Origin of the sequence: Anaerophaga thermohalophila str. Valhall, assembly GCF_000250735.1 — a bacterium.
In the GTDB taxonomy this organism is placed as follows: Bacteria; Bacteroidota; Bacteroidia; order Bacteroidales; family Marinilabiliaceae; genus Anaerophaga; species Anaerophaga thermohalophila_A.
Genome location: NZ_AHZV01000037.1, coordinates 1 through 17,819, shown reverse-complemented (window position 1 = coordinate 17,819; position 17,819 = coordinate 1). Strand labels below are relative to the sequence as shown.

The window sequence follows — 17,819 nt, the reverse complement described above, 5'->3', positions numbered from 1 at the left end:
TCGATAACTGATAATTGAGAAAGATCCATGCCCCATGCCCTCTGCCCCTTGCCCTCTGCCCTTGCCCTCTGCCCTTGCCCTCTGCCCTTGCCCTCTGCCTGTCAAACTTCCGCATGCAAGTTACCCTCATCTGCCGAAAATCATTATTTTTGCTGCAACAATTATCCCTGCCTCAACCATTGTTGACTTCAAATTCTATCAATTATGCGTTACCCGTACAATCTGACACTTGCATTAGTAATTTTTCTGATTTTTGGTTTCTCTACAAACGGACAGGATAAACCCGACTGGCAGAACGGCGTTCCCGAAGCATGCACAAGCATTACCGTAGGCAAACTGGCAACTTTCGACGGCTCGGTCATGACCTCACACACAGACGATAGTCACCGAACACGTGCCTGGATGGATATTGTCCCTGCCGAAAGACACGGAAGACGTGATAAAGTAACCATGTACAAAAGAGAAGCCGATGATTCCGGCCCTATGCCGGCCTATAAACACACCCCTGTAGGGGAAATTCCCCAGGTAAGAGAAACATACGGTTATATCAATACCGCCTATCCATGTATGAATACCCAACAACTGGCTATTGGAGAATCCACTTTCGGCGGCAGGGAATCATTGGTTTCCGATAAAGGACTGATCGATTGCCAGCGCCTGATTAAACTAATGTTGCAACGATGCTCCACCGCACGTGATGCCATAAAAACAGGCGGCGAACTACTCAAAAAATACGGCTGGAATGATGCCGGAGAATGCCTTACCATAGCTGACACAAAAGAAGTCTGGCACATGGAAATTGTGGGCCCCGGCCAGGGGCAGGTAGGCGCCATCTGGGTGGCACAACGCGTTCCCGACGATGAAGTAAGTGTAAATGCGAATGCTGCACGCATTCAGGAAATTGACCTGGAAAACGAAGATTACTTCATGGCCTCTGAAAATGTTTTTGAAGTGGCTACCGACAGCATGTGGTGGAATCAGGCAACCGGTCCTTTTCGCTTTGCTGATGCCTATGCTCCTGAAAGTCGCGAGTCGTTGGCAGCACGCCGGAGAGAATGGCGCGTTTTATCCATGATGAATCCATCGCTCAATCTCGACCCCGAAGCCCGTGATTATCCTTTTTCTGTAAAACCGGCAGAAAAAGTCACATTGGACAAGATGATAGAAATCTTTAAAGATTACTACGAAGGCACACCATACGATATGATCAGCCACATCAAAAAAGTGACCGAAGAAGGCGACACCATCCCCCACCCTCTTGCCAGTCCATTTATGCCTTACGACGCATACGACCTGTTCGATATCCATGGTGGATGGGGCGATCTGGGCGAGCGAACCATTGCCCGTTGGTATACCATGTACGCCACCATCACGCAGAGTCGCGACTGGCTGCCCAACGAAATTGGAGGACTGGTTTGGCTGGCTCAGGATAATGTAGCCACATCGGTATACATACCGGTGTATTGTAGCGTTACTGACCTTCCTGCTTCATACAAATACCCTGGTCGAAAGGGGTTCAGCCGCCAATCGGCATGGTGGGCCTTTAACCGGCTGAGTACACTCGCATCGCAACGATGGAATGAAATGCGATACGATGTAGACAGTGTAATGGTTCCCCTTCAGAAAGAAATCTTTGAAAGTCAGGTACAGGCCGAAAAAGAAGCTATGAGCATGCGTACCAAACACACCATTGACCATCTGACCCGGTATACCATAAGCTGGGGTAACAGAGTAGTTAATGAAGCATGGAAATTAGGAGATTTCCTCTGGACCAAATACGATGAAAAATTCTAAGGTGGCAGACGCTACGCACGGTTAACCGACCGCCCGGCTCTTCCGCTTTGCTCCGCAAAAAATACCAAAACTTCCCCACAAGAAAATAGCGGATTCCTTGCAATCAAAGAGGCAGAACCGAATCTGATTTGCCATCAAAAACAAACATGATTATCATTCCAATACTCTGTTAAACTTTTACATTTGTTTGGTAAGGTAAAGACGCCCAATTTGGGCGTCTCTACCTCTCATAATAAAAACTTTGCGTCATTGCGTCTCTGCGGTTAGGCTTTTTTTAACGGACTATTGCGTTCAAGACGCGACACTAATGTTCATAAATCATCTTGCGTGTCATACCGCCGTCCACGTAGATGTTTTCGGCATTCACAAAATCGTTTTCGGGCATACAAAGCCAGAGAATAAGTGAAGCAATATCCGAAGGTTTTCCAACTCTTCCGCTGGGATGTTGGGAATGATCGTTAGGCCTGAGTTCTTCGGGGCTGCCGTTGTGTATCCAGCCGGGACTGATACTGTTAACGGTGATTCCGGTACCGGACAACGAATTGGCCAACGCGTGTGTAAGAGAAACAATTCCGCCTTTTGAAGCACCATAAGCTTCTCCGCCAGGCTCCGACATAAGATGTCGCGTAGAGGCAATCTGAATAATACGTCCGTATTTCCCATCCGGATGCATTTTGGCAAATTCACGGGCACAAATGAAAGCGGCTCGAAGATTACTGTTGATGATGTAGTCCCACTCTTCTACGGAGAGTTCTTTGAGAGGTTTGAACCGGCTCAGACCGGCATTGTTGATCAGGATGTCGGCGTTTCGCCATTCCACTTCGATTTGTCTGAAAAATTTTAATATCTCGCCGGCATCGGCCAAATCGAAGTGGGAAGTTTGAATCCAGGGGTAATGTTGTCGCAGATCATCCAAAGCTTTTTTGTCTTTATCGATTACCCAGACTTTGGCACCGGATTCCTCGAGGGCAATGGCTATGGCTTTTCCTATTCCTTTGGCGCCACCGGTTACAATGGCGCGTTTGTCTTTTAACCTGTGTTCCATAATGGTTTTCTGAATATTTCTTCTTTAAGATAAGAACAATATTCAGAAAAAACCAGAATTCACTTATCAGAAATTAAACATCCAGTCCTCAATTGGAAGGATTTCTTCTTCATAGTCTTCTTCCAGGTAATCGATTAAAACAGTATTGTTTGCTCCTGTACGGAATTTTTCAACATCCAACATCCAATCTTCAACAAGTTCCATTGTTTCATCAAATTCTTCAAAAACGCTTTCATCAATATTAAAAACGTTTGTACCGGCATTGTTTGTTTCAGGTTTTTCAAATGCTGAGGGATCTAACATCCAGTCCTCAATCTCTGTAAACTCACTTTCAGCATCAAATTCGTCAATATCCAGCATCCACGACTCAATCGCTATGTTTTCTTCGGTTACCTCGTTCAGGTAAGCCATCAAACCGGCTGTTCTGTTATTAGCGAAACGCTTTTCAGGTTCAACAGTATTATTTACTGCATTAATAGTGGTAGTCAGGGATAAGCTAATCAGTAAAAAAATGGCTGAAGTTTTCATTTCTTGTCCTCCTGTTTAGTTAGTAATTGCGTTGTTGATCTACCTTCTGCAACAGGCATACCAAAAACAATAACTTACTAATTTACAATTATTTATGAAATAAAAATTCAACCAGAATAGTATGGGAAATGTGCGAATGCGTAACAAGGTTGTGTTCGAAATCGAACAGACAGATGGAGGTTAAGACGGAGTTTGGATGTAAGTTAGTCTGAAAAGTGCATTATCCGGCTTACTTTATGATTTAAAGCCGGATAATTCACTTTCAGCCTTAGTCTAATCATCTTTACTTCTTTGTTCAATTCTGTAGGTTTTGGTAGCGATATGCTCCTGACCAAACATATCAATTGCTTTTACTTCAATGGTATGTTCCCCTTCGTCCAGGTTATTAAATATTCGACCTGTCCATAAATGGGAGCATTCTGAAGGATTGGAGGGACGTTTTCCGGGAAAAAGTTCTTCAGTAAAATCCCATTCCTGCACCATGTGTATGTAGGCCGGGTCATAAGTATTGATAAAATGCATTTTATGCCACTCGCCCTTATCCACCCGGTAAATAACAGAGTCTTTCTCGCTCCCCATATAAAAGTTGACGGCGATACGTGCAGTCAGATGTTCATTTTGGGGTACAACTTTCGGTGCATAGATGTGCATTTGATGCTGAGCAGGACGACCGGCTGCCTTGTATCTGACAGAATACTGATTTCCCTTAAAAGTCAGAAATGCATAGCCTTTTGGTGTGCCGTCTCTCATGGTTGAAACCGGAATTCCCTCTTCGTTCAGATGGCCACTGTACCAGTCGCCCGATGTAGTGCCTGCATTATATTCATGATGTTCGCCGGTCTGCCTCCAACCATCTTCACGTCTGAAAAAATACTGGTTTTGGATGTGAGTATGTGCCGAAAGTGACAGGGTGTAAGGATAGTCCTCCAAAAGGGCAAACAGTTTATCACGGTCTTCATCGCGAAACGAATCGCCAAATTCCCCCTCTTCCAGAGGAATATGAAATGCCAAAACGATAAGATGATCGTTGGGAACAAATTTTAAATCGTTCTCCACAAATTCGAGCTGATCTTCACGAAATCCGCCCCAATACCCCATGCCGTCACGGGGATCGGGATAAAGAATATCATCCAGAACAATAAAATGAACCTTGCCGTGGTTGAAGGCATAATTAGCTGGTCCGAAATGTCTTTCAAAAGTTTCATCCGACAAAGAATCGGATTCTGCATCATAGTTCATGTCGTGATTCCCCATGACGTTGAACCACGGAACGCCTATCTCTTTCACAGCATCGCGGTAGGGATTGAACAGATCAAGATTATCGCCTACCAGGTCTCCCAGTGTCAAACCAAAAGCCACATCATTGATTCCTTTAACCTCCTTCACAACCCCCCTGTAAAAGAAATCAACTTCTTCTTCTGAATACGGCTGGGGATCACCGAAAGCCAGCATTTTGAAATTTTCACGGTAAACGTCAGGAATGAGGCCAAAGTCCACCGAACGTGGCAACTTCCCGGTGGAGGCAACCCCCTCATACTTTAAGCCGGGCGAACCTTCCGGTTTGTGGATATAGAAAAACTGAGGCTGATTATATTCGTTTACAGGAAGAGCATATCCCGAAGGTTTGATGACAAAGAGAATATTGTCGTCGCCTGCCGGAATTTCATATTTTCCTTTCTTATCGGTAAGTACCACCTCTACTCCGTTTGACACGGCCACATTTTCAAGGCCCTTCTCGCCTTTGTCTTTCTTCTGGTTTTGATTGACATCCTCATAAACAAAGCCGGTAGCAGGGCTTTGTGAAAACGTGCAGGACAATCCGAAGAAGACTGATAATAAGAGATTGATGTAGAATTTCATTATTCGGTTAAATTTATAATAAATCCCAAATTAAGGAAAAACGGATTAAAAACCGACTTAACCAGATAAATTTAAGAAAAAATTAAACTAAACTGTCAATGTCGGCTCTGCCCCCCTGTTATTGCAAAATTGGCTTGGGGGCTGGGGTGAGCGACCTGCCAGTTTCGATAAATTGGAACAGGTCGTGTATGGGGACAAAGCGTGGGCTTTCATCAGGTTAAAGCTGTTTTTAATTGTTATATCAAATCAATTTGTATTAACCAATCCTACAATGAAATTTGTCTTACAAATTAAACTTCAATTATATGCCATTCGTTGCTGTCTATTTCTGCTTTATTTATGCGGTCTTCTCTAACAGCAAAGCATAAAAGGTGCGTAGGGCGGCTAAAACCAACATGGAGCATTTTTAACGTTTTCTCATGATTTTTTCTTGCATTTGTTAAAATATCTATATAACGCTTTGATTCATAACTTTTATCAAAATAAGACTCCATATACAACGTGGCTGTATGCGTTTCGCCTTTTACTGAATGAACCGTCCCCACTTCAATGGCAATGTCTTTATATTTCTGGTTTTCGGACTTAAAAATATACCCTTTATTTTCAGCATCCTCAGTGTAATTGCTCTTTGAGGCCTCTGGCGGTTCATTTAAAAATTCATTGACTTTATTTTCATTAAAATCATTAAAAATTGCAGGAAGATATTTTTTAATGTCTTTTCTAACATCATTTATGACATCTGAATTGTAAATTTCCGGAGATTTATAAATTTGTGTGATCCAACAGGAAATTTTATTTAACAGACATTTTAATTTGCCCTTACTTTCCAGGATTTCAAAAAGTGATGTTTTTGTATAGCTACGCTCTTGAGTAATCTGTTGGATTTCTTCTTCAATTTGTTTATTAATAACCACTTTTCTTTTTACACCACCTCTATCCAAAACCTCCAACAAAGCATTAATAATTGAATCATAATATATTTTTGCCCCTTTTTCCTTATCAGCTTCATTTTTTCGCAGATAAAATTTTAAGTTATCATATGCCAGTTTGTTTTTAACCGCTTTCTTTTCAAAGCCGGGGAAATAAGAACTGATATTTAATTTCCCTTCATCAATTTCTTTTTTTGTGCGTTCTTTAGCAATCCACCCTATTGCTTTATATACAGGATTTTTATTTTTTAATTCTTCTATCCATTTATCTTGTTTGTCATGAATTATTTCTACAAACTTTTCTAAAACCTTATATTCTTCCCCCTGTTTAAAAACTAATAAATGAGGTTTACAAGTTTTGTTGCCTGAGCCACTTTTCAAATTAAGACTGCCGTCAACTTTTAACTTATCCAGAACACAGGATATCTCATTTCCAAATCGTTTACTATCTGATATTCTCAATATTTTTCTTCCGTCTTTTCCCGGTTGCCAAACAATTTCTTCCTTAACTGAAAAGTCATAAATTGATTGATTCGGGTCTCCAAAATATTGGATAATGGTATCCGTATTTTTAAATAAATCTTCGATGACTTTTAATTGATAGGAATCGGTATCCTGCATTTCATCGACAAATACATATTTGAATCGGTTTGAAAAAGTTTTTTTCAAAATCTTTTTATTTTGCGAAATGTACCATAAACCAAGAGAGTAAGCATCATCATAATATAAGTAACCTTCTTTTAAAGTTGGATATTTTATTGAATGAATAAATTTATATCTGTCAGTACTTTCATTTTTCGCTAAATAATTATTTTGAGTAATATCGGCTTTATAAAAAATCATATCTTCCTGAAAATCAAAAACTATCTTGTTAAAGTATTCAAATTTTTCTTTATTAATTATTTTTGTCTTTTGACCAATAGGAAATGTTTTTGGAAGTTTGCTTTTTATTTGGTGAAAAATCCATTTGTCCTTACTGTAATCGTTTCTAACTTCCCTATAATAATTAGTTTTGACTTTCTTTGTAACTATATCAATACCAATACTATTAAACGGAGTGCCAAATCTTTTTATATAAGCTGGCTTTGCCAAAAATTTATCCACAAATTTCTGAAATGTTCCAAAGAAATTAGGATAGTTGAAGAGTTTATCACCTGCAATACCTGCCTTTTTCTTTATTTCATCAATGGCAACATTGGTGTGGGTTAGAACACAAATTCCCCGATTATCGTCAAAAGGCATTCGGTTAGCCAAAATCAATAATTTGGCAAGCAAAACGGTTGTCTTACCACTACCCGGGCATGCAACAACATCGCATGATTTATCCAACTCCTCAATTACTTTAACCCGTTCGCTACCTTCACCGCCAAATGTTTCACCTTCAGATAACAGGATTCTTTCAGCCATTTTTATTTCATCAGCAGTAACCGGTTTCATTCCGTGATATTTGTATTTGAAACATGATTAATGGCATCAACGATGTACGCTAAGTATTCATCAGCTAAAATTCGCTTTTTTGATTCTTCTTTATCGATACTAATAATCTCTGAAAAAATCTGTGCAGTAATTGCTTTTGATACTTGTTTTTCTTTCAGGTGTTTATATATTTCAAACGCAATTCTTGAATTCTTATCCCCTTCATCAATATCTTTTGTCCAATTTACAAAACATTTTTTCTGTTCTTCTGTAATTTCTTTTGGAATGACAAACTCATTTTCATCATTAAATATTTCCTGGTAAAAATTCTCATCAGTAGAGTTTTTTATCTTTTGAGCGATTAAAATCGCATGGAAAATTTCTTTTTGGAATTTGCCTAATGCGATGACATATTCTAATGTTTTGTGTTTAGAAATAAATATTTGCAGGTTCTGTTTATTCCATCGTTTCTCTATATCTTTTATTTTATCCTCTTTATTTTTATCTTTATCGGAAATGATTGAAACAGGAATATCAAGCCATTCGTTTTTATATTTCTCATCATCTTTATCTTGTCTCAAAAATATTTTCGCATAGCGTTTGTAAGCAGTGCTTCCAACATTAACAATAGAAACTCCATATCCATGCAACGGTGTTCCAATAATTTCGGCAATGGTGGGTATAAGTATATTTTCAGCATCGCCTTCTACAATTATAACACCACGTGCAAAAAACAAATTGGCTTTTGTTGCATCCAGAAAACGCTCCAAAAATTTATAATCTCCCTGATTTAACTGGGTGTCATTATGCCCCATTGGAAAGACTTTATCATTTTTACAAATAAAAAGATTTTCGAGTGGGATTTTTGAACCCAAAGTTATACTATGTGTAGTAAGTATCAGTTGTTCTTCGTTTTCCTTTGTTCTAAAATATTCTATCAATCTTAGCTGAGCCTGTGCATGTAAATGTGCTTCAATTTCTTCAACTAACAACAACTTTAAACTATCTGCTCTGGAATATTGTAACAACAGCAATTCGGTAGCAATGAATAACAGATTTAAAGCGCCCAGGCCGCTTTTATCTTCTGCCAGACTAAGACTTAGCTTTTGCAGAATATTATTGAGGTCGCTTTTTGAAATTTCAATCCTGGTATCTCTAGTTGAATCCTCATCAAATTCTCCTTCCGGGAAAAATGCATTCAAATATTCTTTAATATCTGTTTTAATTTTACCAGCATTAGCATTGTTTTCATTTTCAGATGGTTTGAAATATTCTTCAATCAGCTTATTTGCCTCAATGATGTATTTTTCCAGTTTATGCACTTTTGTCCCATGGTGTTCAACAGTATGATTTTCATATTCTTGTAAATCTTTATTAAAAGCCGGATAATTTTTAAGAATTTGAGCTAGACGTGATTTATAGCCCGGTGTTAATTCGGCTTCGGCATCTCTTAATGGTTTAAGATAAGTTACGCGTAAAAGATCCCTTGCCTCTCCATCCATAGGTGATCCTTCACTATCTGCGCCAGCCTTGAAGTTAACAATTACCCGATTATCTTTATTTTCGGCAGTTAGCCACACTTTTAGCTCATATTCACCTTTATCGTTAAAACCTATCCATTCTAAAAAATTTGCAGCTTCCTCTGGTTTAAAGTTTTTAAAAACAGCTTCAATTTTAAGTTTTCTGGTTCTGAACTCTTCACTTTTACCAGGATCCTTATGAAAGTCATAAGGCTCCAAAGCAATATATTCCCGACTCTGAGTAAGCAACAGATGTTTAATCGCATCAATAATTGCAGTTTTCCCACTGTCATTTTCGCCGATCAATAGATTGACACCGGGTTTAAAGTTTACTTCGAGGCCGGGATTTGCCTCAGAAATTTCTCCACCGTCTTTTGTGGCGTATTTCCTGAAATTCCATAATTTTAGTTGGGCTAAATACATGATAATTTACTTTTCCAGGGATTCCTTAATTATTCTAACTTCCTCAACCTCCTCCATGGCCTCTAAGTTTTTGCGCACCGGCGATGCTGCATCGTACAATTTATTGAATACCTTGGTAATGATTTTCATTTTCTCTTCATCTGGCATCTCATCTTTTATCTCCGGCAAATCGTCCAGGTATTTTAAAATATTGCAGCCGGCTTGTTTGATTTCGTTTTCAAAATAGAGTTCGTACACCATGCCATCTATGAGTTGCTCGAAGTAGAAGCTCATTTTATCGGTGGGTTGGGATTTGAGGAAGAGGATGTAATCAACAATTATTTCAAATGCTTTTGTTTTACTTTTGAGTATTAATGGCAATTCCTCAATAGTGGCTTTTTTTAATGTATAAGCACCACCGGCGGTCATTACCCCAATAAATTTGAAATAGTATTCCATTAAATTACTATTAAGTAATGCCAAAATGTACTTTAAAGAAACTTTCTCAGAAGCAAGAAAAAATCCACCACTTGTTAAATAATGCTTTTTATTATCGAGTGTGAAGCCCCATTTGTCAGCTGTTAATGGCCATACTATCTTATCTTTTTCAAAAAGGGGATAATATGAGGCTGCACATCTTTGAAGTGCATACCATTCATATCTAATGCCCGTTTCTTCCTTGTTCCTTTGATTTAGTTTATCATAGTGATTAATCAAATGTAAATAGATATCATTATAATTTGCTTTTAGTTCTTCTTCTGCTAATTCTGACGCTCCATTTATTGTTTTTTCTTCATGCAAAGGAAAATGCCATGGAATAAATAATAATTGAGCATCACTTAATAATGGTTTGAATTTTTTTATCTCACGACCTTTAATTAACGGTTTTAATACCTCTGCATTTTCAAATTCTACATTATTTGACAACACAAAAGCAGGGTCATAACCAGTAGTAACACCTCGTTTAATTTCAACACCATTAATATCTTTAATTTTTTGGCCAAGTTCCTCAACTCTATTCTTAATTTTTAATTCATTGCTTTCTAAAAAATTCCATTCTTTTTCATTAAAGAGGTTTTGTTTGAATTGTTTGCTTTCTTCAATACGTTTATTAAACTCTTTTCTCCACTCTTTTTCTTTGTAAAATTCAGAATAAATGAATTTTTGTTCTTGATTAGATTTTATATTTGAGATATTCATTACAGTGCTTGAAACCAACACTTTTTCAAAAATTTCAACTTGTTCAAAATTTATAATAGAATTGATTTTATGCTTTAGGAGATATTTTCTTAGAAATTTCCCATATCCTGTATTGAAAAATTTATTTGTTGAAATAAAAGATAGATTACCATTATGATGAAGAATTTTTAGACCTTTTTCAAAAAAGTAAACACTTAAATCAGCAGAACCTGAATAAACTTCGTATATTTTTTTCAAAATAAATGCAATGTGCTTCAGTTTTTTATGTTCTACATACGGTGGATTCCCAATCACTACATCAAAACCACCTTTCTCCTTCCAAACCTCATGAAAAAAAAGTTTAAAATCAAAATCAATTTTATACCCTACCATTTCAGAAACAAACTGCAATTGCTCCTGTATCTTGGTATCAATTATTTGTTTTTGTTCCTGTTTTTTTTCTTTATCTGTAATATGAAAATATGCTGTTGTTAAATTTTCAATTTCAGTGGCTAATGCATCGTTAATTGCGGTGCCGTCAGGAATATTAATCAAGGAATTTCCCTGAACAATTTTGTATTCGAGGTTTGGTAGTGGTTCTATTTTATCTATTCTTTCTTCGTCCACAACCATTGAAAGCCACAAACGCAGTTTGGCAATTTCCACGGCTCCGGCATCAATGTCCACACCGTAAATAGAGTTTTGTATGGCGTTTAATTTAAAGCGGTAGGCACTGCGCTGAGTATCCCAATCATCCTGATTGGGCAAAGGGTTCCAATTACCCTGATTGGATTCTCTTAAACCGAAAGCTTGAGAACCATCCCCCATCCCCATGCTGGAAGTATGGGACACTTTAGGATTATCTTTAATATATTGCCGTATTTTATGCAATTGTTTTTCGCTTCTGATAATATGATCAAATGATTCGTGCATCCATACCTGTCCGGAATTTCCTGTTATTTTATTTATTTCATTGGCTGTGAACGACTTCCATGAATGGGTTATTTTATCCAAAGTCCAATCTCCTTTGGGAATAACTATGACATGCACATGGTTAGGCATAACAATAAATTCATCAAGGAAATAGCGTTTACCTTCGAAATGTTTTAAAGCTTTTTCAACAAGTTCTTTTATTTCAGGTTGAGCTAAAACACAAGAACCATAACCTTTATCAAGTAATTCATCGTAGCGTTTTGAAAAAAGTTTATGATATTCAATTCTTGCTTGTTTAGGAAGTTTTTTTAGTTCTGATGTATCCTTAATTTTATAACGTGATAACCAGTTTTCACGGTCTCTTTTTATTTTGGCTTTTGCACTGTCAGGAATAGAATCGGCTAAACGGAAAGTCACAAAATAGGCAACGCCTTTCTGACTCCAGTGCGGAAGGTCTCTTTCGTGAATTTCGGTTTCAGCATTTTTGTCGAAGTATATTGTGCCCCAATCATCCTGATTGGGAAGTGTATTCCTATCATCCTGATTGGTTTTTCCCAAGCTGGAAGCTTGGGACACTATAAATGGGGTTAATAGTTTTCTGAGTTTTACAATTTCATTCATAATGCCTACAGGAAAAGCACCGGAACCTACCGCCGGGTCGCAAATTTTTATGTCTTCAAGTGCTTTATCAATAGCATTGGCATGTTGTTTTATGCTGTCTGGTATTTTTTTGTTTTCGGCTGTATTTTTTAATTTTCCTTCAGCAACAGCTATATCTTTATCGATAATATGTTCGCCGTAATGAATGAAAGTTTCGAGGTCTGCTTTCCAATCATTCTCGTTGGATATTCCCAGGCTGGAAGCCTGAGACACTAAAAAATAAAGCAAACTTTGCTGTGCCATGTAGTGCACAATTTCACGAGGCGTGTAAAAAGCTCCTTTGCTTTTCCGTTCAGTTACATCCAGCATCCGTTCAAATACTTTACCCAGCATTTCGGGGTCGATGGCAACTTCGGTTTCCAGCGGCTCATCTTCTTTCACCGTGAAATTGTATAGGTCGAAAACATCCAGAATTCCGGTTCCTTCTTCATCCCCTTTTCGGTTGGAAAAAATTTCATTTGAAATAACAATATCGGTTTTTTGCCAGTCGTAAAATTCAATGGGGTCGAATAAACCTCCATTTAAAAACGGAATGCGTGTTTTAAAACGTTCGTAGTAATCGGTTACCCGTTTTTTGCTCAGGGCATCGTAAAACAGGTATTCAAGGTAATCGTTAAAAAAGTTTTCTCCTTTCTTCGTTTTATTGAACAAACTTCGTAAAAAGTTTTTATCACCTTCACCATATTTTTCTTTTTCTTCAAGCCCCAACCAGCCTTTCTTCTGTAAGAAATACAGAAACACGATTTGCCCGAGCAGTTTTTTGGAGAAATTCAGAATACTGATTTCCTTGCTTTCGAACTCATCCTTAACAGTTTTATCTCGTTTTACAACATTTTCAATTTCATCCACCAGGTTAAACAGCAGGGCTTTGTATTTTTCGTAAAATTCATCTGAAACTGCTTCAATGCTAAAGGCATCTTCAATATCGGAAAGGTAAGGAGCATGGTCGTTCTTCAGCAAGTCTATCAACTGCCGTTGTGCGGTATGGCTTTTACCAGATTCGCCAACCATAAAAGATGAACGTTTGGCAGGCGTCAGTTCATCTTTTTTCTTTTCAAGGCTGTACTGCATTTTAATAAACGAAAAGCGCCATTCACTTGATTTTTCTGTTGTAAATGCTACCAATGCAGCATCTTTACCTTTGTCGTTCAGATACCATCGCACAAAATTTCGTTGTGTACTTCGAGCATAGTCAATGGAATGGTCACGTTTGAGTTTTATAATTAAAACATCAATCAGATTGCCTTCTTCATCTTCGTATTTGCCCAAACGTTCGTAAGAAGCAATAAAGTCCTCAAAAGCTTTAGGGATGTTATAACCGGTGCGTAGAAACTCCGCCTTTTGCATGTTTTTCAGCAGGTTGCGTATAAAATAACTGAATTTATCTTTATCGAAAGGATTTTCAAAAACTTCGGTGATGATATTTTTAGCTTCGTATAGTTTCATATTGTGCGACTACTTTATTAAATACTCAGATAAAATAACTTCTTTTGGTATACTCATCGAAACATCTTTTGCCGATGCAGTCTGATTGAAAAATTGCTCAGGTAAGTTGCGTTTAATAGCTGCAAGAATTTTCATCGGGTTGGTTTCATCTTTTATTTCTGTAAAAATTCGTTTTGCCACGGTTTTTGGCATTGCACCTTCATCGAGCATATCCCTCACTTTTGCGAGATATTCATCATCTGTATCAGTGAATCCATTATAGCGTTTAATTTCTTTGGCATCCAGAATTTTCCTGATTCTTGTTGCATTATCCCTGCCTCCTTTTTTGGTACTTTCTTCCACTTCTTCTTTTTCAGCCAAATCAATTTCAATCTGGGCTTTATTGCTCTTGAGAAGTTCGTAAAAATCTTTATGAATTTTTTGTCCCGGAGTTTTTTCAGAAGCCTCAAAAAAGCTTTGCAGTAGTCAAAAAAATCAAGTTCGGTATTTTGTGATTCACCTGCCAGGTAAAACTTTTCGAGTTTTCCTTTCGGAAATAGGTAACCAAAACATTTTCATCCATCTTATACGCAGCATTTGCTTTTCTCGCAACTCTGGCTTTTCGGGGCAAATTTTTTATTTGGGCAAATAATTCCCTGTCGTTATCTCTGATATCTTCAATAACCCGCAAATATTTCAATTCGCTTTCTTCTCCGTCCTCATCTCCGATAATAAACTCTTTAGAAGTCAATTTATTGAAAAGTTCAAAAGACTTTATTTCCTCGCCGTCTGTAAGCAGCTTTGCATCATTCCCAAGCATTTCAATAAAATAATTGATTTTAGAAATGGCTGCTTCTTTCAATTTTATAATGTCGTTTGCTTCTTCAGTTGGGAAAAAGTTGTAAGTATATATCTTGTTGAATGGTGTGTCTACCCGGTTAATCCTACCCACTCGTTGAATCATCCGGGTTGGGTTCCATGGAATATCATAATTGATAACCACATTGGAACGGTGCAGGTTAATTCCTTCCGACAGAACTTCTGTTGTTACAATTATCCGGTAATTGTCTTTTGGGTTTCTTGCTTTAGCATCGAAATTCGAGATAACGGTTTTTAATTCTTTTTCAGATGAACCCCCATGATAAATCAACACTTTGTCGTTCAGCCTGGTTTTAAGATTTTCAGAAAGATATTCGGCAGTTTCTTTTGATTCAGTGAATATGATGAGTTTATTTTTCTGTAAAACTTTTTGTTCTTTGATTTTTTCAGTGAAACTATCCAGTTTTGGGTCGTAGTTGATATTTTTCCAAAGTCCTTCAACTGTTTTTAGCGTTTTTAAATCTGATTCAATATCCGATCTTAACTGAGGAGTAAAATCATTTTTTCCATACTCTTCTGCTTTTTCATCATCAATCAATTTCTGAATAGCATCGTAATTTTCTGCCAAAAAGAAATCCATAATTTTTTGCCAGTGTTTTTTACTGACATAAACTCTTCCTTTGTCGTATGCTACTAGAAAATCCTCATACGATTTGATAAAACGTGCAAGTGTTTTTTTAAAAGCAAAAAAAGCTGCTTTCCAATCGTTTGATAAGCAATATTTTCATAAAACCACCCATGTTACGCTGACTGGTTTTCTCAAAATCTGATAGCTCTTCCTTTAAATAAAGCAGCGGGGTATATCTTGAATATTTGAATTGCTTCTCATCTGTGATTAAAGCAATTGTCTTGATGAAGATATTATTTAAAGTTGCATCAAGTTTATAAAAAATAGGTTCCGGTGGATTTACAACAGGAAATTTCAGTCCCTGATTTTTAAGGTCATCCTTAAAATAAGTATCAATTTCTTTTCTGGTTCTGCGAACCATAATGTGTTTTAATACTTTATCCCGAATTTGAACTGCATTATCTTTCACAATGTCCATGTATGCATCGTAATCGTCTTTTCTATCCAGGTTTTTCAATCTACGTTGAAGAGAACCAAAAAAGCTTTCAAGATTTTTGATTCCGGGAATTGTACTATTCCTACCTTTTTGAAATAGTTTAATTTGTGAAAGGATGTCTAAAGGCGAATTATTAAGTGGGGTAGCAGTAATTAGAATTACTTTCTTCCCACGACAAATGGCTGAAAGATTTTCGTAGCTTACGTTATTTTCATTTCTGAATTTGTGCGCTTCATCAATGAAAACATTGTCATATCGTTCAGTTCCTCGTTCAATTATTTTTTCAAGTTTTCCAATTGATTCAAATTCAGCAGCGATTTTAAAGTCGTGAAAAACATTTAACCACGAGTTTGGGTTTTCTTTTGTTAGCAGGGCGGGAGAAGCAATTACCAAATTTCTTCCAGGCAATTGATTTGCCAATAATGTTGCCATAAAAGTTTTCCCCAAACCCACAACATCTGCTAAAAATACACCACCGTACTCATCAAGAATCTTTTTCGCATTTGTTACAGCTTGCTCCTGGTACTTTAATTTCATGAATCCTTCAGGAATGTTCTGGTAAAACAGATTCGGGTCGAGGCTTAAATCAGTTTTAAAATATTCATACAAAAGTTTCAGGTAAATCTGATATGGTGTGATATTCTCGTTTAAATGGGTTTTAGTCTGCACTGTATCAACATAATAATCTGAAATATCGACAGCTTGTTCCCAAAGCAATTCAAATTTTTCCAATGCAAATTTTACATCCTGACTATTTTTCAGCTGAACATTAAATTCATAATTGGAAACCAACCCCGATTCAGAAAAATTACTCGAACCAGTAATTACGTTTCCAAAATCCCTGTCATCCTTGAAATACCGGCTTATGTAAACTTTAGCGTGTAGGTCATGACTTGGGTGTGCTTTAATTTCAATTTTTCCGGATTTTAAGTATTCGATGAACTTGTGAATTCCTTCCTCTACTTCCTGAGTGTCTTCACTTTTTTCAATTTCATTAATTATTTTTTCGCCAATTATTTCTTTTGTTCTGGTATGAGTTTCAAAATCAAGTTTTCCCTGTGTTTTGCTTGTTTCAATTATTTGAAAAGTCTTTTTGTCAATATTAAGTCCAACCAGTATCCTGATTTTTTCAATTTTCTCAAATGATTTATACAATTGGTGAAACCCACTTATTCTAAAATATCCAACAAGAATATCAAAAAATTCAACGGTCTTTAAAACAGATTTAAATCTATCCAGAAGGGAATCTTCCGAATCGTTCGTAAAGAATGTTAAGTCAGTGTATTTAGTTTCTATATCCTTAAAAAATTTCTGTTTCATTCGTATAAAATTTGTTCATTAAGATCGAATGGAACTTGCATGCAAGCATTTATACATATTCTTATTGTGGGCAATCCTTGCCATGCTCGTTTTATTAAATTATAAAAATAACTTTTTTCGGTACGTCGGCAAAGAAATAGCTCTTTTGGGTTTTTTTAGGGTCGGTTTAGTGAGTTGGCAAAAACCCAAATACTCTATTCGCGGGAGGAAATATCTTGTCATTTAACATTCGTTGTCGGGTTCTCATTTCTGTCTTTGTCAGTATTGCCCCCAACAACCTCACAGCCTCATTGCTGTTATGCTATCCTATACTCCGTTAAACTTTTACTAAAGTCTGGTAATAACAATAGATCGTTAGATTTTTAGATACAAGATGTAAGATAATCCGTAAAATATTGATACACTGCATCTTAATAAACCAATATTAAAAAGCATAAACAATTGGTTTGCAGTGTATTGTAAAAGTTTAACGGAGTATTGAATAAGATTTTGAAAAAATATTCTTCAGGTAAAACCTAAAAAGTTGGTTCGACGGGTACTATTAAAAAACTTACAAATACTGCAATCCATGGTGGAGAGCTGTTCCGGAAATGCATTTATAGGTTGCATGAGTTAATAAAATACCCGGATAACCTTCAAGCACCTTTGCATGAACCCGGAAAACTCCCTGCACGGTTGCATGGACTAAAAAAGTGTTCTGACTAAGTTCCTGCACACCTGCATGAGCCCGGAAAATTCCCGGAAAACTTCCCACGGGGTTGCACGAACTAAAAAAATGTTATGACTAACTTCCTGCACTCTTGCATGAACCCGGAAAATTCCCGGAAAACTTCCCGCAGGGTTGCACGAACTAAAAAAATGTTAT

General features: G+C 37.2%; 10 protein-coding genes. 1 reads left to right on the top strand and 9 read right to left on the bottom strand.

Going from position 1 to position 17,819, the window contains the following annotated elements:
• The first annotated feature begins 204 nt into the window (after positions 1 to 204).
• Complete coding sequence (locus OQ5_RS0101305; protein WP_016775756.1) at positions 205 to 1,794, top strand: dipeptidase; 1,590 nt, start codon at positions 205 to 207, stop codon at positions 1,792 to 1,794.
• A 304-nt stretch (positions 1,795 to 2,098) separates the two neighbouring features.
• Here OQ5_RS0101305 and OQ5_RS0101300 read toward each other — a convergent pair whose 3' ends face one another.
• From OQ5_RS0101300 to OQ5_RS23735, 9 genes are all read right to left on the bottom strand, one after another.
• Entirely contained in the window at positions 2,099 to 2,839 is a 741-nt protein-coding gene (locus OQ5_RS0101300) for an SDR family NAD(P)-dependent oxidoreductase (protein WP_016775755.1), read from the bottom strand.
• A 66-nt stretch (positions 2,840 to 2,905) separates the two neighbouring features.
• A complete protein-coding gene (locus OQ5_RS0101295; RefSeq protein ID WP_016775754.1) occupies positions 2,906 to 3,367 on the bottom strand; it encodes a hypothetical protein in 462 nt (153 codons plus the stop codon).
• A gap of 273 nt (positions 3,368 to 3,640) precedes the next feature.
• Complete coding sequence (locus OQ5_RS0101290; protein ID WP_016775753.1) at positions 3,641 to 5,227, bottom strand: calcineurin-like phosphoesterase C-terminal domain-containing protein; 1,587 nt, start codon at positions 5,225 to 5,227, stop codon at positions 3,641 to 3,643.
• A gap of 290 nt (positions 5,228 to 5,517) precedes the next feature.
• On the bottom strand, positions 5,518 to 7,593 hold the full coding sequence (locus tag OQ5_RS0101285; protein ID WP_016775752.1) for a UvrD-helicase domain-containing protein: 2,076 nt from the start codon (positions 7,591 to 7,593) through the stop codon (positions 5,518 to 5,520).
• Positions 7,590 to 9,515 carry an ATP-dependent nuclease gene (locus tag OQ5_RS0101280; RefSeq protein ID WP_016775751.1) on the bottom strand — a complete coding sequence of 642 codons (1,926 nt, stop codon included), beginning with the start codon at positions 9,513 to 9,515 and terminating at the stop codon, positions 7,590 to 7,592. Before OQ5_RS0101280 ends, OQ5_RS0101285 begins: the two co-directional genes overlap by 4 nt.
• Positions 9,516 to 9,521: 6 nt before the next feature.
• On the bottom strand, positions 9,522 to 13,712 hold the full coding sequence (locus OQ5_RS19905; protein WP_016775750.1) for an Eco57I restriction-modification methylase domain-containing protein: 4,191 nt from the start codon (positions 13,710 to 13,712) through the stop codon (positions 9,522 to 9,524).
• Positions 13,713 to 13,721: 9 nt separating this feature from the next.
• Entirely contained in the window at positions 13,722 to 14,072 is a 351-nt protein-coding gene (locus tag OQ5_RS23745; protein WP_218054485.1) for a hypothetical protein, read from the bottom strand.
• An 85-nt stretch (positions 14,073 to 14,157) separates the two neighbouring features.
• The gene (locus OQ5_RS23740; protein ID WP_218054484.1) at positions 14,158 to 15,150 is read right to left on the bottom strand and encodes a helicase-related protein; all 993 of its coding nucleotides are present in this window, start codon (positions 15,148 to 15,150) and stop codon (positions 14,158 to 14,160) included.
• A 97-nt stretch (positions 15,151 to 15,247) separates the two neighbouring features.
• Positions 15,248 to 16,954 (bottom strand): phospholipase D-like domain-containing protein, encoded by a 1,707-nt coding sequence (locus OQ5_RS23735; RefSeq protein WP_218054483.1) that lies wholly within the window; start codon positions 16,952 to 16,954, stop codon positions 15,248 to 15,250.
• Positions 16,955 to 17,819: the final 865 nt, after the last annotated feature.

What these genes read in the sequence shown, in the direction of transcription:
- OQ5_RS23735 (WP_218054483.1), bottom strand. Translation starts at nt 16,954, where the DNA reads ATGAAACAGAAATTTTTTAAGGATATAGAAACTAAATACACTGACTTA.
- OQ5_RS0101300 (WP_016775755.1), bottom strand. Translation starts at nt 2,839, where the DNA reads ATGGAACACAGGTTAAAAGACAAACGCGCCATTGTAACCGGTGGCGCC.
- OQ5_RS0101295 (WP_016775754.1), bottom strand. Translation starts at nt 3,367, where the DNA reads ATGAAAACTTCAGCCATTTTTTTACTGATTAGCTTATCCCTGACTACC.
- OQ5_RS0101285 (WP_016775752.1), bottom strand. Translation starts at nt 7,593, where the DNA reads ATGAAACCGGTTACTGCTGATGAAATAAAAATGGCTGAAAGAATCCTG.
- OQ5_RS19905 (WP_016775750.1), bottom strand. Translation starts at nt 13,712, where the DNA reads ATGAAACTATACGAAGCTAAAAATATCATCACCGAAGTTTTTGAAAAT.
- OQ5_RS23740 (WP_218054484.1), bottom strand. Translation starts at nt 15,150, where the DNA reads ATGGATTTCTTTTTGGCAGAAAATTACGATGCTATTCAGAAATTGATT.
- OQ5_RS0101290 (WP_016775753.1), bottom strand. Translation starts at nt 5,227, where the DNA reads ATGAAATTCTACATCAATCTCTTATTATCAGTCTTCTTCGGATTGTCC.
- OQ5_RS0101280 (WP_016775751.1), bottom strand. Translation starts at nt 9,515, where the DNA reads ATGTATTTAGCCCAACTAAAATTATGGAATTTCAGGAAATACGCCACA.
- OQ5_RS0101305 (WP_016775756.1), top strand. Translation starts at nt 205, where the DNA reads ATGCGTTACCCGTACAATCTGACACTTGCATTAGTAATTTTTCTGATT.